Source organism: Kitasatospora sp. NPDC002965, assembly GCF_040611255.1.
GTDB lineage: Bacteria > Actinomycetota > Actinomycetes > Streptomycetales > Streptomycetaceae > Kitasatospora.
On the sequence record NZ_JBEXNT010000050.1, the window covers coordinates 1 to 13,320 of the forward strand.

The 13,320-nt window shown below is 74.5% G+C and carries 13 protein-coding genes; 6 read left to right on the top strand and 7 right to left on the bottom strand.

The window, feature by feature from the left end; genetic code table 11:
• Positions 1–228: 228 nt before the first annotated feature.
• A complete protein-coding gene (locus ABZY91_RS20320) occupies positions 229–1,221 on the bottom strand; it encodes a DJ-1/PfpI family protein (protein WP_355404136.1) in 993 nt (330 codons plus the stop codon).
• 153 nt (positions 1,222–1,374) lie between these two features.
• Here ABZY91_RS20320 and ABZY91_RS20325 point away from each other — a divergent pair, with 153 nt between their 5' ends.
• Entirely contained in the window at positions 1,375–1,899 is a 525-nt protein-coding gene (locus ABZY91_RS20325; protein ID WP_355404138.1) for a hypothetical protein, read from the top strand.
• Between the two features lie 77 nt (positions 1,900–1,976).
• On the opposite strand, the gene ABZY91_RS20330 is transcribed toward ABZY91_RS20325, so the two are convergent.
• From ABZY91_RS20330 to ABZY91_RS20345, 4 genes are all read right to left on the bottom strand, one after another.
• Entirely contained in the window at positions 1,977–2,384 is a 408-nt protein-coding gene (locus tag ABZY91_RS20330; RefSeq protein ID WP_329881742.1) for an SgcJ/EcaC family oxidoreductase, read from the bottom strand.
• 178 nt (positions 2,385–2,562) lie between these two features.
• A complete protein-coding gene (locus ABZY91_RS20335; RefSeq protein WP_355404140.1) occupies positions 2,563–3,219 on the bottom strand; it encodes a rhomboid-like protein in 657 nt (218 codons plus the stop codon).
• 30 nt (positions 3,220–3,249) lie between these two features.
• Positions 3,250–3,633 (bottom strand): hypothetical protein, encoded by a 384-nt coding sequence (locus ABZY91_RS20340; RefSeq protein ID WP_355404142.1) that lies wholly within the window; start codon positions 3,631–3,633, stop codon positions 3,250–3,252.
• Between the two features lie 73 nt (positions 3,634–3,706).
• Positions 3,707–4,300, bottom strand: coding sequence for a DUF4291 domain-containing protein (locus ABZY91_RS20345; RefSeq protein ID WP_355404144.1), 594 nt, complete (start codon positions 4,298–4,300; stop codon positions 3,707–3,709).
• Between the two features lie 180 nt (positions 4,301–4,480).
• Here ABZY91_RS20345 and ABZY91_RS20350 point away from each other — a divergent pair, with 180 nt between their 5' ends.
• From ABZY91_RS20350 to ABZY91_RS20370, 5 genes are all read left to right on the top strand, one after another.
• Positions 4,481–5,791, top strand: coding sequence for a cytochrome P450 (locus ABZY91_RS20350; protein ID WP_355404146.1), 1,311 nt, complete (start codon positions 4,481–4,483; stop codon positions 5,789–5,791).
• 179 nt (positions 5,792–5,970) lie between these two features.
• Positions 5,971–6,180 carry a cold-shock protein gene (locus tag ABZY91_RS20355; RefSeq protein ID WP_329951161.1) on the top strand — a complete coding sequence of 70 codons (210 nt, stop codon included), beginning with the start codon at positions 5,971–5,973 and terminating at the stop codon, positions 6,178–6,180.
• Positions 6,181–6,594: 414 nt separating this feature from the next.
• The gene (locus ABZY91_RS20360) at positions 6,595–7,869 is read left to right on the top strand and encodes a discoidin domain-containing protein (RefSeq protein WP_355404148.1); all 1,275 of its coding nucleotides are present in this window, start codon (positions 6,595–6,597) and stop codon (positions 7,867–7,869) included.
• Between the two features lie 2 nt (positions 7,870–7,871).
• Positions 7,872–9,146, top strand: coding sequence for an MFS transporter (locus ABZY91_RS20365; protein ID WP_355404210.1), 1,275 nt, complete (start codon positions 7,872–7,874; stop codon positions 9,144–9,146).
• Positions 9,143–10,114, top strand: coding sequence for a hypothetical protein (locus ABZY91_RS20370; protein ID WP_355404150.1), 972 nt, complete (start codon positions 9,143–9,145; stop codon positions 10,112–10,114). Before ABZY91_RS20365 ends, ABZY91_RS20370 begins: the two co-directional genes overlap by 4 nt.
• Positions 10,115–10,205: 91 nt before the next feature.
• Here ABZY91_RS20370 and ABZY91_RS20375 read toward each other — a convergent pair whose 3' ends face one another.
• Both ABZY91_RS20375 and ABZY91_RS20380 read right to left on the bottom strand, forming a co-directional pair.
• Positions 10,206–10,574 (bottom strand): PRC-barrel domain-containing protein, encoded by a 369-nt coding sequence (locus ABZY91_RS20375; protein ID WP_329951158.1) that lies wholly within the window; start codon positions 10,572–10,574, stop codon positions 10,206–10,208.
• Positions 10,575–10,761: 187 nt separating this feature from the next.
• Positions 10,762–13,293 carry a SpoIIE family protein phosphatase gene (locus ABZY91_RS20380; RefSeq protein ID WP_355404152.1) on the bottom strand — a complete coding sequence of 844 codons (2,532 nt, stop codon included), beginning with the start codon at positions 13,291–13,293 and terminating at the stop codon, positions 10,762–10,764.
• Positions 13,294–13,320: the final 27 nt, after the last annotated feature.

Genomic DNA, 13,320 nt, shown 5'->3' on the forward strand with positions numbered 1-13,320 from the left:
GGGGGGGGGGGGGGTGTATTTGGGGGGGCTTTCGGGGGGTGGTTGTTTTCGGGGGGGGGGGGGGGGGGGGCCCCGGCTGTGGGGGCCGGGGGGGGGGGGGCCGGCCCGGTGCGGGGCCGCCCCGGAGGGGGACATGGCGGGCCGGCCCGCCGCGCGTCAGGCCGGCGCGGGGGCGGACGGGGCGGTGGCCGGTGTGGTGGCCGGCGTGGTGGTCGGACGGGCCGGTGGTCAGACCGTCCGGGTGCGGAAGCTGCGGCGGTAGGCCGCCGGGGTGGTGGCGAGCTGCCTCCGGAACGCCCGGTGCAGCGTCTCGGCGGAGCCGAGCCCGGACGCGGACGCGACCAGGTCGAGCGGATCGTCGGTGGCCTCCAGCGCGCGCCGGGCCGCCTCGACGCGGGCCGCTTCGACGTACGCGCCCGGAGTGGTGCCCGTCTCCTGCTTGAAGACGCGGGCGAAGTGCCGCTCGCTGAGGCACATCCGGGCGGCCAGCGCCGGCGCGGACAGTTCCTCGTCGAGATGGTCGGCGATCCAGAGGCACAGCTCGTCGATGTCCCGCCGGCCGGCGGGAGGGCGGCTGAGCGGGACGGAGAACTGGCTCTGCCCGCCCTGCCGCTTCAGGTACACCACCAGCTGCCGGGCCACCGCCAGGGCGGCCTCCTCGCCCAGGTCCTCGGCCACCAGGGCCAGCGAGAGGTCCAGGCAGGCGCTGATCCCGGCCCCGGTCCACAGCCGGCCGCGGTCGGTGCGGACGAAGATCGGGTCCGGGTCGACCGTGACGCCCGGGTGGTCGGCGGCGAGCTGGTCGGCGGTCGACCAGTGGGTGGTGGCGGTCCTCCCGTCCAGCAGGCCGGCCGCCGCCAGCAGGTGCGCGCCCACGCAGACCGACGCCACCCGCCGGGCGTGCGGGGCGGTCTCCCTGACCCAGGACACGACGGCGTCGTCGATCCGGGCGCGCGGGCCGTCGTCGGTCATGTCGACCGCGCCCGGCACCAGCAGGGTGTCCACCTGCCCGCCGACGTCCTCGAAGGCCACGTCGGTGAGCAGCCGCACGCCCGCCGACGTGCGCACCGCACCGACGGTCGGCCCGGCGAGGCGGACCCGGTAGCCGGCGCGGCCCGCGGTCTCCCGGTTGGCCAGCGCGAAGACCTCGGCCGGGCCGGTGACGTCGAGGAGGTCGACGTCGGGGAAGACCGCGATGACGACACGGTGCGGAGTGGGCATGCGTTCATCCTCGCCCGGTGCGGCCGGTGGCGGCAATGACGGTTCCCTGTCACATTCGGACACGGTCCGCCCCTCCGCCCCTCCGCCCTTCCCCGCAGACCCGGGGCGTCCGGCCGGGGGTGGCTGTCGTGCCCGGCCGCTAGGGTGCCGTTCATGCCATCGCTGATCGACGCCGTCCGTGAGCACGACGAGGCCGCCCGCTTCCTGGCCTGGCCGGGCGACTTCGAGCTCGACCGGGGGGACCACGTCGAGGACGTCCACCTCGCGTCGGGCGCGGCCCTGGAGGGTTTCGCGGGCGACGGCGCAGGCGGCACGTACTTCTTCTGCGGGACCGGCGGGGAGGAACGTCCGGTGCTCTACGCGGACTCCGAAGGCGGTGCGGCGCTGGTCGCGCACGGCCTGCCGGAGCTGCTGAAGCTCCTCCTGGTCGCTCCCTGGTGGCGCGACTGCCCCTCGTTCACCGCGGAGGAGAGCGCGGAGTCGGCCGCCGAGTACCTGGCGGACCTGCCGGACCTGGCGGCGCGCCGGGACGACGCGGCTGCGGCGCTCGGCCTCGACCTGCCGGGCGAGACCGAGGTCCTGGCCCGTCTCCGCGAGGTGGCCACCGGGGCGGGCGGCGACTTCGTCCTGATCCTCACGTCGGAGGGCACCTCCTACGAACCGCTGATCACCGGCTGAGCGAGGTCGGTGCGCCGCTCACCGCTCCTCGGCCCCGGCCCCGGTCCGGCTGCGCCGGGCCGACGCAGGGGGCGGCGCTACTCCGCTCCGGTGGCGTCCGGGAAGGAGTGGTGTTCGTGCGCGACGACCCAGCGGCCGTCCTCCTTGCGCAGGCCCAGGGTGAGCCGCAGGCGCTGCGCGGGCCGTTCGGCGAGGTCCGCCGGTGTGCCGCAGCGCAGCAGGGCGTGGGCGAAGGCGACGTCCGCGCCGGCCGTGACGTCGAGCGCCTCGATCTCGAACGCGGCTCCCTGGGCCTGCCACTCGAAGAACGGCGGCCAGGTGTCGCGGTACGCGTCGATGCCCCGGACACCCTCGTACGGCGGCGGCACGTCGAACATCACGATGTCCCGGGCGTGGTCCGCGAGGACGCCCGGGAGATCGCCCCGGTGGACCGCCGAGGCCCAGTCCTGCACCAGCGCCCTGATCCGGTCTTCCTCGGTCGTCATGCTCAGGATGCTGAGCCCCGCGCGGCCGGCCCGCAACGGCAGCGGGAGCCGCCTGCCGGGTCCCGCTGCCGGTCCGACCGCCCCGCGCCGTACCGCGTCGGGCCGCACCGTACCGCCCCGGCCCGTACCGCGGGAGCGTGCGGTACGGCCCCGGAACGGTCGGACCGGGGCGGGGCGGTCAGGTGCGGGCCGGGGCCGGGGGCGAGGGGACGGCCTCCGGTGCGGGGCGGGCCGGAGGCGAGTGACGGAACCGGTGCACGGCCGCTACCACGAGTCCGGCGGCGAAGGCGAGCACGTGGCCGACGGCCGCCACCGCTCCCTCGCCGAGCCCGTCGAGCAGGGCGGGGGCGGCCACGAGCAGCATCACCAGCCACACCGCCCGCCACCACACCGGACGGGCCCGGAGGACAGCCACCGTCATCGCCGCGACCACGACGTAGGACGGGCCGGTGTCCAGCGTGTGGGCCTCGGAGGCGGGCAGCGCGCCGTGGTCGATGCGCCACCAGACCAGCGCCTCCGTCAGCAGGGTCGCACCGACCTGCGCGAGCGCCAGCGACACCACCGCGCGGCGGGCGCCGAGCGCCGAGACGACCGTGCACACGGACAGCGCGAACACCGGCCACACCCAGGGGCTGTCCTGCGGCACGAACGCCGACACCACCAGCGACTCGACCGGATGGCCGGACGGCCAGGGGTGCAGGTTCGCCAGATTGGTCGACGCCCATTCCCGCAGCGCCAGCACCCGATCGGGCGGCAGCAGCACCAGGACGGGGCACATGACGGACAGGGCGGCCACGTACCAGGCCCCGGGATTGCGAACGATCCGACGGATCACGACGGCCTCACTCCCCGCCCGGCCGCCCGGCTAGCGGGCACGCCGCCGCGGCCGGCCGCCGACGGCCACGGCCGCCCCGGCGGTGACCGCGCAGACCGCCAGCGCGCCGGAGGCCATCAGCCCGCGCCGGGAGCGCCAGGACAGCACCGACCAGCGGGAGCCGGCCGACAGCAGCGAGCCGAGGCTCAGCCACGACCCGGCCGAGAGCGCGGACAGTGCCGAGCCGGCCGAACCGACGGACAGCACGCTGCCGACCGAGCCGATCGACAGCACGGACCCGACCGAGCCGATCGAGAGGACCGAGTCCACCGAGCCGACGGACAGCACGGAGCCCCTGGGCCGGCGTGCCGAGCGGGCCGCCGGTGCCGTGACCGGTGCCGTGGCCGGGGGCGAGGATGCGTTGCGTTGCGACATTCGCCGATCGTATGCCGCCGTTCCACCCGCCGTCATGACGGCGGGTCGGGCGCGGCCCTCCCGGTTGCCGGGGTCACCGGTGCAGGTGGGCCAGGGCCCCGGCGGGGACGGGGTAGGGGCGTTCCACCGGCAGGAGCCGGCGAGCGCCCTCCGGATCGCCGTCGCGTACGCACTGCCGGATCCGGTGGGCGAGCGCCGTCACGTCGGTGACGGCGACCGTCCACTCCTCCGCGTACCGGTGGGCGGCGATCCCGGCGAGGCCGAGCTGGAGCGAACGGTACGGCAGCGGTTGCAGGTCCAGATCACGTTCGGGATCCCACTGGACCCGGGCGGGCGCACGCCGCAGCAGGCTCTTCCAGGTGGCGCGGTCCGGGTGCAGCCCGCGTTCGTAGTGCGTCGGGCAGGCGTGCTCCAGCGCCCACTCGAACCCCTCGCGGCCGATCTCGACGGCGAGGACGGTCTCCTGGCCCTCCTTCGTCCCCCACCCCGAGCGGTACATCATCCAGAGGAAGGAGGGCTTGACCCACGTCATGCGGTCCCGTTTCCACTGGGCGGGGAAGCGGCCGTCGCGGGCCGCCGGGAGGCCGATCTCCGGCGGGTACGCCTGGTAGACGGTGACGGTGGACGCCGTGTGGGCGGCGCGGATCCGGTACGGGGGTTCTGCCATGGCACCCACCCTGGCGGCCCCGCCGTGCCGGGTGCCAGCGAATTACCGGGCGCGCGGCCCGCCGCCACCGGGGGCCGGCGGGAGCCCCGGACGCCTCCGCCCGGCGGGCCGGGGGCCCGCCGGGCCGGGCGCGCACGGCGTCCTGGCGGGCGGGCCGGGGCTGCCGTACGGTCGGTCGGTGTGACCCCCGACCAGGCACACGTGAACCGGATCTTCCTCCCCGGGACCTACGCCGACGGCGTGCCGTACGAGCTGTTCCGGGAGCTGCGCGCGCAGGGGTCCGTGTGGTGGGTCGAGGAGCCGGCGGTGGGGGCGTGGCCGTCGGGCCCCGGGTACTGGGCGGTGCTGCGGCACGCGGACGTGAAGCACGTGCTCCGCAGCCCGGACGTGTTCTCCTCGCACCTGGGCGCGACGCAGATCCGGGATCCGGGTACGGCGGCGGACCTCGACTTCGCCCGGACGATGATGCTCAACCAGGACCCGCCCGACCACTCCCGGCTGCGCCGCATCGTCGCGGGAGCGTTCACCCCGCGTACCCTCCGCGAGCTGGCCGCCGACATCGAGCGGCACGCCGCGGACGCCGTCCGGCAGGTGCGGGCCCGGGGCGGGACGGACTTCGTCCGGCTCGCGGCCGACCTGCCGGTGCGGACGCTGGCCCGGGTCATGGGTGTCCCGGAGCAGGACCGGCAGCTGTTGCAGGACTGGGCGAACCGGGTGATCGGCTACCAGGACGCCGACTACGCCGACTCCCGTACGGTCGACCCGGAGACGCTCACCGACCTCGGCCGGGCGGCGCTCGCCCACCGCCCCGTCGGCCGGACCGCCCCGGACGGGCGCCCGGTCGACCCGCGTTCGCGTGCCGCCCTCGCCGACATGTTCGCCTACGCCCACGCCCTCGCCGAACGGCCGCTTCCGGGAAGCCTGTTGGCCCGGATGCGGGAGGGCGGGCTCGGCGTCGCGGAGTTCGAGACCATGTTCTTCCTGTTCGCGGTGGCCGGCAACGAGACGGTGCGCAACGGGCTGCCGGGCGGTGTGCACGCGCTGCTCAGCCACCCCGAGCAGTACCGACTGCTCGTGAGCCGGCCGGAGTTGACCGCCTCGGCGGTCGAGGAGATGCTGCGCTACTGGCCGCCCGTGGTGGACTTCCGGCGCACCGCCACCCGGGACGTCGGGATGGGCGGCCGGCGGATCCGCCGCGGCGACAAGGTGGTGGTCTACCACGCGTCCGCCAACCGCGACGAGGCGGTCTTCCCGGACCCGGACCGCTTCGACGTCACCCGCACCCCGAACGACCACGTCAGCTTCGGTCACGGCCCGCACTTCTGCGTCGGCGCGCAGCTGGCGCGCCTGCAGATGACGGCGCTGCTCCGTCAGGTCCTCACCGAACTGCCCGGCCTGGCGCTGGTCCCCGGTGCGGCGCCGGCCCGTCTGGTGTCGAACTTCCAGAACGGTCTCAAGCAGCTGCCGGTCCGGTGGCACCTGCGCGACTGACGGCGGCGTCCGGACGCCGGCCGGCCCCCGGGCTGGCAGGCCGCCGCCGCGCCACCGGCCCGGGCAGCCGCCCGCCGAAGGGGTTGCCGGCCCTTGCGTCGCAGCCTCGCGGTGAACCCGGGCTCTGCCATGATCGCCGTGTCGGGTTCGGTGGATCTTCTGAGTGGAGTGGAGTGGCTGTGGCAGAGCGGCAGAACGGCACGGTGAAGTGGTTCAACGACGAGAAGGGCTACGGCTTCATCACTCCGGAGTCCGGACCGGACCTGTTCGTTCACTTCCGGGCGATCCAGGCGGAGGGCTTCAAGTCCCTGTTCGAGGGCCAGCAGGTGACGTTCGTGGCGGTCGAGGGTGAGAAGGGGCTCCAGGCGGGCGAGGTCCGGCCGGAATAGCCCGCCGACCGGCCCGCCGTCACCCGCCGACCGGCGGGGTGGCCGGACGGGTGGGGGTGGCGGTCGCCGACGGACCCGTGGGACCGGAGGGGCAGGAGGGGCCGGGCGAGCCGGCGGGGTGCCAACGCTGCTGAATCGTACGGAAGTTCGGTGCTGCTCGACTATTGGTAGGAAACTTTACTTTCTACTACGCTGTCGGCTGGCGGCTTGGCGCGGCGCCCCTGCCGGACGGGGCGTGACGCGCTCAGTGAGAGCTCTGTCCCGGCCGCCGCGGTGGTGCGGTTGCCGCTTGGCCGGTGGCGTCGTGTGTGGTGCGCGCCGGTGTCCAGCTCTCACCGTTTCTCAAGGTCAGGGAGTCCAGGGATGCGTCTGGGTGTCTCGGCAAGGCCTGTTCGTGTCGGAGTGTTCGCCGCCGTGCTCACGTTGCTCGGCGGCCTGTTGCTCGGCTGGTCCGGGCGGGCGGGAGCGGCGGCCGATCCGCTGATCTCGCAGGGGAAGCCCGCGACGGCCTCGTCCACGGAGGGGTCGTCGTACGCGGCGGGGAAGGCGTTCGACGGGAGTGCCACCACGCGGTGGGCGAGCGTGGAGGGGAAGGACCCGCAGTGGCTGCAGGTGGACCTCGGCGGGAACGCCGGCGTCGGCCGCGTGAAGCTGAGTTGGGAGGCCGCGTACGCGAAGGCGTACCGGCTGGAGGTGTCGTCGGACGGGGTGACCTGGACGACGGTGGCCGAGGAGAAGGCCGGCAACGGCGGGACGGACGAGTGGACGGGGCTGGCGGCCAAGGGCCGCTACGTCCGGATCTACGGAACGGCGCGCGGGACGTCCTACGGGTACTCGCTGTTCGAGATGGAGGTCTACGGGGTGCTGGACGGCGGGCCGCCGCCGGGCGGGGCGTTCACCGTGGTCGCTGCGGGTGACATCGCCGCGCAGTGCACCGCCTCGGACAGCGGCTGCGCGCACCCGAAGACGGCCGCGCTCGCCCAGCAGATCAACCCGAAGTTCTACCTGACGATGGGTGACAACCAGTACGACGACGCCCGGCTGTCGGACTTCCGGAACTACTACGACAAGACCTGGGGGGCCTTCAAGGCGAAGACCCGCCCGGTGCCGGGCAACCACGAGACCTACGACCCGGCCGGTTCGCTCGCCGGGTACAAGTCCTACTTCGGCAGCATCGCCTACCCGCAGGGGAAGAGCTGGTACAGCTTCGACGAGGGCAACTGGCACTTCGTCGCGCTGGACTCCAACGCCTTCGACCAGAGCGCCCAGATCGACTGGCTGAAGGCGGACCTGGCGGCCAACGCGAAGAAGTGCGTCGCCGCCTACTTCCACCACCCGCTGTACTCCTCGGGCGGGCACGGCAACGACCCGGTCTCCCGGCCGGTGTGGAAGATCCTCTACGGTGCCAGGGCCGACCTGGTGCTGAACGGGCACGACCACCACTACGAGCGGTTCGCCCCGCAGGACCCGGACGGGAAGGCCACCGCGGACGGGATCGTCGAGATCGTCGGCGGGATGGGCGGTGCCGAACCGTACCCGATCGAGCAGGTCCAGCCGAACAGCCAGAAGCGGATCAGCGGTGACTACGGCGTGCTGAAGCTGGACTTCACCGACTCCGGGTACGGCTGGAGCTACGTCGGAACCGACGGCCAGGTCAAGGACAGCAGCCCGAAGTACAGCTGCCACTGATGATGTACCTGGCCACCACCGGCCGCCGTCCGGACGCGCCGCCCCGCCCCGCGGGGGTGGGGCGGCGCGTCCCCGGCACGGTCATCGCGCTCGGAGCGGTCAGCCTGGTCACGGACGTCTCCTCGGAGATGGTCACCGCCGTGCTGCCGCTCTACCTGGTGCTGGGGCTCGGCCTCTCACCACTCCAGTTCGGTTTCCTCGACGGGTTGTTCAACGGGGCCACGGCGCTGGTCCGGTTGCTCGGCGGCAGGCTCGCGGACCGGGGCGGCGGCCGGCACCGGACCGTCGCCGGGGTCGGCTACCTGCTCTCCGCACTCTCCCGGCTCGGGCTGCTGCTGGCCGGTGGTGCGGCGGGCGGGATCGCCGCCGCGCTGACCGCCGACCGGCTCGGCAAGGGCGTCCGGACGGCCCCCCGGGACGCGCTGATCTCGCTCAGCGCACCGCCGGAGGACCTCGGCCGGGCGTTCGGCGTGCACCGGGCGATGGACACCACCGGGGCGATGCTCGGACCGCTCGTCGCGTTCGTGGTGCTGTGGGCGACGGCGGACGCGTACGACGCGGTGTTCGTGGTCAGCTTCGCCGTCGGACTGCTCGGCGTGCTGGTGCTGGTGCTGTTCGTCCCGGCCGGGGCGGCGGTGCCTGCGGTGCCTGCGGTCGTCCCGAAGCCTGCCCGGACGAAGCCCGCCCGGACGAAGCCCGCCCGGAGGAGGGGCGGGGCTCTGCGCGATCCGGTGTTCCGGCGGGTGGTCACGGCCGCCGCGCTGCTGGGGGCCGCGACCATCGGCGACTCCTTCGTCTACCTGCTGCTCCAGCGGGGCCTGGATCTGCCGCCCGTGCTCTTCCCGCTGCTCCCGCTCGGCGCGGCGGCGTGCTACCTGCTGCTGGCCGTACCGGCGGGCCGGATCGCCGACCGGGCCGGGCGGCGCGTCCCGTTCCTCTGCGGGCACGGCGCCCTGCTCGCGGCCTACCTCACCCTGATGCTGGCGCCGGGGTGGCCGGCCGCGGTGCTCACCCTGGTGCTCCTGGGCGTCTTCTACGCGGCCACGGACGGCGTCCTGATGGCGCTCGCCGGGCCGGTGCTGCCGCCGGAGGGACGGGCCGGCGGGCTCGCCGTCCTGCAGACCGGCCAGGCGCTGGCCCGGCTGGTCGGCGCGGCCGGGTTCGGCGCGGCCTGGACGTGGTGGGGTCCGCGTCCGGCCCTGGCGGTGAGCGCACTCGCGCTGGCCGCGGCACTCGCCGCCGCCTGGCGGATCCTGCCGGGAAGGGAGGTCGCGTGAAAGCGCGTTCGACGGTGCTGGTCCTCGCCGTCCTGGTGCTGCTGGGCGGCTCGCTCGGGTACGTCCTGCACGCCAGGCAGCGTGGCGGCGGGCCCCAACTCGTCGCGGCCGAGAGCTCGTTCAGCCTGAACGAACCCGGACTCTACTACCGGGACACCGCCACAGGCCGGGTCGCCCGCAGCCAGGGGGCGCCGGACGGGCCGTCCTGCGCCCGGTTCTACGCCGCGGGGGACCGGGCACTGTGCCTGCGGGCGCTGCCCGGTGTCCCGGCGCGGACCCAGGCGGTGGTGTACGACCGGCGGTTCACCGAGCTCCAGACGGTGACGGTGCCCGGCATCCCGAACCGGGCCCGGGTGTCGGCCTCCGGACAGCTGCTCTCCTGGACCACCTTCGCCGTGGGGGACTCGTACGCGGCGGGCACCTTCTCCACCCGGACGTCGATCCTGGACCTGCGCACCGGCTACCTGGTCAAGTCGATCGAGTCCGTCCCGCTGACCGTCGGCGGCACCCGTCACCACGCCGCCGACGTCAACTACTGGGGCGTCACCTTCGCCGCCGACGACAACCGCTTCTACGCCACCGTCTCGACCGGCGGCCGGACCCACCTGGTCGAGGGCGACCTCCGGGCGTGGACGGCCCGGACGCTGCGGGAGAACGTCGAGTGCCCGTCGCTGTCGCCGGACGGCACCCGGATCGCCTTCAAGAAGAAGGTCTCGGCCGATCCTGCCGCGCCCTGGCGGCTCCACGTCCTGGAACTCGACGGGATGCGCGAGCACCCGCTGGCCGAGTCGCGCAGCGTGGACGACCAGGCGGCCTGGCTCGACGGGGAGACGCTCGGCTACGCGCTGCCGGGCCGGGACGGGAAGGGCACCGACGTCTGGGCCGTCCCGGCGGACGGCGGCGGGGCGCCGCACCTGCTGGTGCCCGGCGGCTCGTCGCCGGTGGCCGTGCCGGCGGCGCCGGCCTGACCCGCCGGACCGGCGGTACGGCGGAGCGGCGGTACGCGGACGGGCGGTGGCCACCCTGATCGGTGGCCACCGCCCGTCCGCGTACCGGAGGTCAGATGATGGGGCGACTGTAGAACGGGCCGTAGTAGCTGCCGTACGCCTCGCGGTACCCGAGGTCGGCGTCCTCGTGCTTCTCCCGGTCGAACTCCGGGCCGTCCTTGATCTCGGCCTTCGTCCGGTCCACGTAGATCTTCTCGTCCTCCTGGTCGACCCGGACGATGGTGCCGACCGGCAGCAGGACGTGCTTGCCGAAGATCCACGGACCGGTGTCGACGACGAGATATTCGGAGCCGGCCTCCGGGGAGTGCCGGTCGACCTTGCCGATCGCTCCGTCCGTGGCCTCCACGTGGAAGCCCACCAGGTCGGTGCCGGCGACGTGGCCGGAGGTCGAGCGGAACTCCCAGATGTCGATGCTGCTCATGTCGGTTCCTTTCTCCCGGTGCCCGCCGAGCTGTTCCCGGCCGACGCGTTCTCGACCCTCGGCTGCCCCGGACCGCGGACCTCACACCTGCCGGCCGTGACGAACAGGTCGGCACCGTTCGAGACGGCACCGCTCAATGCCCACCGCTCGGGGCGGCACCGGTCGGTCCGCACCGGACGGGACCGGCTCAGCAGACCGTGACCCCGATCAGACAGGTGTCGTCGTCGGTGTCGGAACTGCTGTACCGCAGGAGGTGGTCGAGCCGGCGTTCGAGCTCCGGCTGCCCGCCCGACTTCCCGGCGATGGACAGCAGGTCGTCGAGCGACTCCTCCAGGGAACGGTCCCGGCGTTCGATCAGGCCGTCGGTGTACATCATCAGGGTGTCCCCGGCCCGGAGCCGGATCTCGCCCTCCTCGTAGTCGGCCTGGTCGATGGCGCCCAGCAGGATCCCCGAGACGGTGGGGAGCTCGGTGGCCCGGCCGTCGCGCAGCAGGATGGGGGGCAGATGGCCCGCCCGGGCCCAGCGGAGGGTCCTGGTCCGGGGTTCGTACAGGGCGCAGACGGTCGTCGCGGTGACGTTGTCGGTCAGGTGGTGGGTCACCGTGTTGAGCCAGCCCAGCAGCTGGCCCGGGCCGGCGCCGGTGGCGGCCAGGCCGCGCAGGGCGTTGCGCAGGGCGACCATGCCGGTGGCGGCCTCGATGCCGTGCCCGGCGACGTCGCCCACGCACAGGAGGACCTGGCCGGTCGGCAGGTCCAGGGCGTCGTACCAGTCGCCGCCGACCAGGTGGTCCTTCTCGGCGGGCCGGTAGCGCACGCCCACCCGCAGGTCGTGCAGCTCCAGGGGGCCGCGGCTCGGCGGCATGATGGCGTGCTGCAACTGCAGGGCGAGCCGGTTGCGTTCGGCGGCCTGCTGCTCGGTGTGGGCGAGCTGGTCGCGGGTGGCGGCGAGCGCGACCTCGGTCCAGTGCTGGGCGGAGACGTCCTGGTAGGCGCCGCGCACGGTGGTGATGCGGGAGTCGGCGTCGAGGACGGGCTCGGCGACGACCCGGATGTGCCGGGCGATGCCGTCGGCCCGCTGGAGGCGGAAGGCGGTGGAGGCGGGGCGCCGGTGGTGCAGCAGGGTGCGCAGGAACCGGCCGATGGTGTGCTCGTCGTCGGGGTGCGCGTGGGCCGCCAGGTGGTCCAGCGGGATGGGATCGGCGTGCGGCGGCAGGCCGTGGAGGTCGAACAGGGTCTCGTTCCAGGCGATCTCGCCGGTGTGTAGGTTCTCCTCGAACCCGCCGATGCGGCCAAGGCGTTGGGCGTGCTGCAGCAGGCTGGCGACGCGGGCGGCGCCGTCCTCGGTCCGCCAGATGACGACCGCGCCGGCCCCGCAGCGGGTGATGCTCACGCTGGCCCGGGTGGTCAGCGGGACGCCGTCGACCAGGGCGGAGAGGTTCATCCCCGGCGAGCGGAACGACTCGCCGGTCGCCAGGACGTACTCGATCTTCTCGAAGAGGCCGCCCGGTTCGGCGGCCAGCGGGTAGGCCTCCAGCAGCCGGGCGCCGAGGATGGCGCTGCGCGGGCGGCCGGCGAAGTCCTCGAAGCTCGGATTGAGGTGCTTGATGAGGTAGTCGGTCGTCCGGCCCGCCGCGTCGAGGTCCGGGTGCACGACCAGGCAGGGGTCGTGCAGGCCCTGGACGAGTTCCAGCAGGTCGGCCGTCTGCGGGTCGACGCCGGCGCCGTTCCCGGTGGCCGGGTGGGACTCCAGGGCGGTGGCACAGAGTTCGGCCAGGGCCTCGAACTGCCGTTGCAGCGACTGCGACGGCGCCGGCAGGTCGCCGCTCCAGCAGACCTCCAGGACGCCGGTGATCCGGCCGCCCGCCCCGGCGGGCACGGCCAGCCGGCCGCCGCCGAACTCCCGCTGTCCGATGGAGGGGAGCCCCGCCGCGGCGAGCGACTCGTAGGCCGCAGAGGCCCGTTCGGTCAGTGCGCGGCGCGCGGGAACGGGGACACCCGGAGGGACGTGGCGCCAGCGCGCCGCCTCCTCGTCGGCGAATCCGGCGCTGCCCGCCAGCGTCAGGGACTGGTCGGAGTTGGCCGCCCAGATCGCCACCGCCTGCGCGCCGAGCGGCCGGAGCGCGTGCTCCAGCACCGACTGCGCCACGGCCTGGACGTCGGAGGCGCCCAGCATCCCCGTCTCGGCGCTGCGCAGCCGGACGCCGAGGGACGGCTCGCCCGCGGAGGCCATGAACTCGCGGGCGACGTCGGCGATCCGGTCGTGCGAGGCCTGGTTGACGAGGTCGGCCGCCAGGTCCAGGACGGACAGCGTGGAACGGTCGGCCAGCGTGTCGAGCTGGCGGCCGGCCTCGGCGGGGGAGACGCCCAGGCGCTCCACCAGGATCCCCTTGGCGAGTTCGACCAGCGCCCGGCCGTCCGCCTGGGCGTGGGCCCGGGTGAGCTCGCGGCGCAGCCGGTCGACGGTCGACGTCAGCCGGCCCACCGCGCTGCCGGGCGCCGGCAGGGACGTCCTGCCGGCGGCCCCGTCCGCCGGTTCACGCGGCGACACGACGGAGGCCGGCACGGCGACCGCCCCCGCGACCTGCCCCGACCCTGCTGTCTGCCCCGACCCTGCTGCCTGTCCGGGCACCGCTGCCGCCCCGGACACCGTGGCCGGACCGCGCGCGGCCTGCGGGAGCTGCTGCCGTTCGGCGTCCCGGGGCTGTCGGGGGTCGTGCATCGTCTCTCCTCCGCTGGCGTGGTCGTT

Bases quoted from the DNA above. Each gene is read 5' to 3' on its own strand.
- ABZY91_RS20345 (WP_355404144.1), bottom strand. From the start codon at position 4,300: ATGGCAGAACCCCCGTACCGGATCCGCGCCGCCCACACGGCGTCCACC.
- ABZY91_RS20320 (WP_355404136.1), bottom strand. From the start codon at position 1,221: ATGCCCACTCCGCACCGTGTCGTCATCGCGGTCTTCCCCGACGTCGAC.
- ABZY91_RS20365 (WP_355404210.1), top strand. From the start codon at position 7,872: ATGTACCTGGCCACCACCGGCCGCCGTCCGGACGCGCCGCCCCGCCCC.
- ABZY91_RS20325 (WP_355404138.1), top strand. From the start codon at position 1,375: ATGCCATCGCTGATCGACGCCGTCCGTGAGCACGACGAGGCCGCCCGC.
- ABZY91_RS20380 (WP_355404152.1), bottom strand. From the start codon at position 13,293: ATGCACGACCCCCGACAGCCCCGGGACGCCGAACGGCAGCAGCTCCCG.
- ABZY91_RS20375 (WP_329951158.1), bottom strand. From the start codon at position 10,574: ATGAGCAGCATCGACATCTGGGAGTTCCGCTCGACCTCCGGCCACGTC.
- ABZY91_RS20330 (WP_329881742.1), bottom strand. From the start codon at position 2,384: ATGACGACCGAGGAAGACCGGATCAGGGCGCTGGTGCAGGACTGGGCC.
- ABZY91_RS20340 (WP_355404142.1), bottom strand. From the start codon at position 3,633: ATGTCGCAACGCAACGCATCCTCGCCCCCGGCCACGGCACCGGTCACG.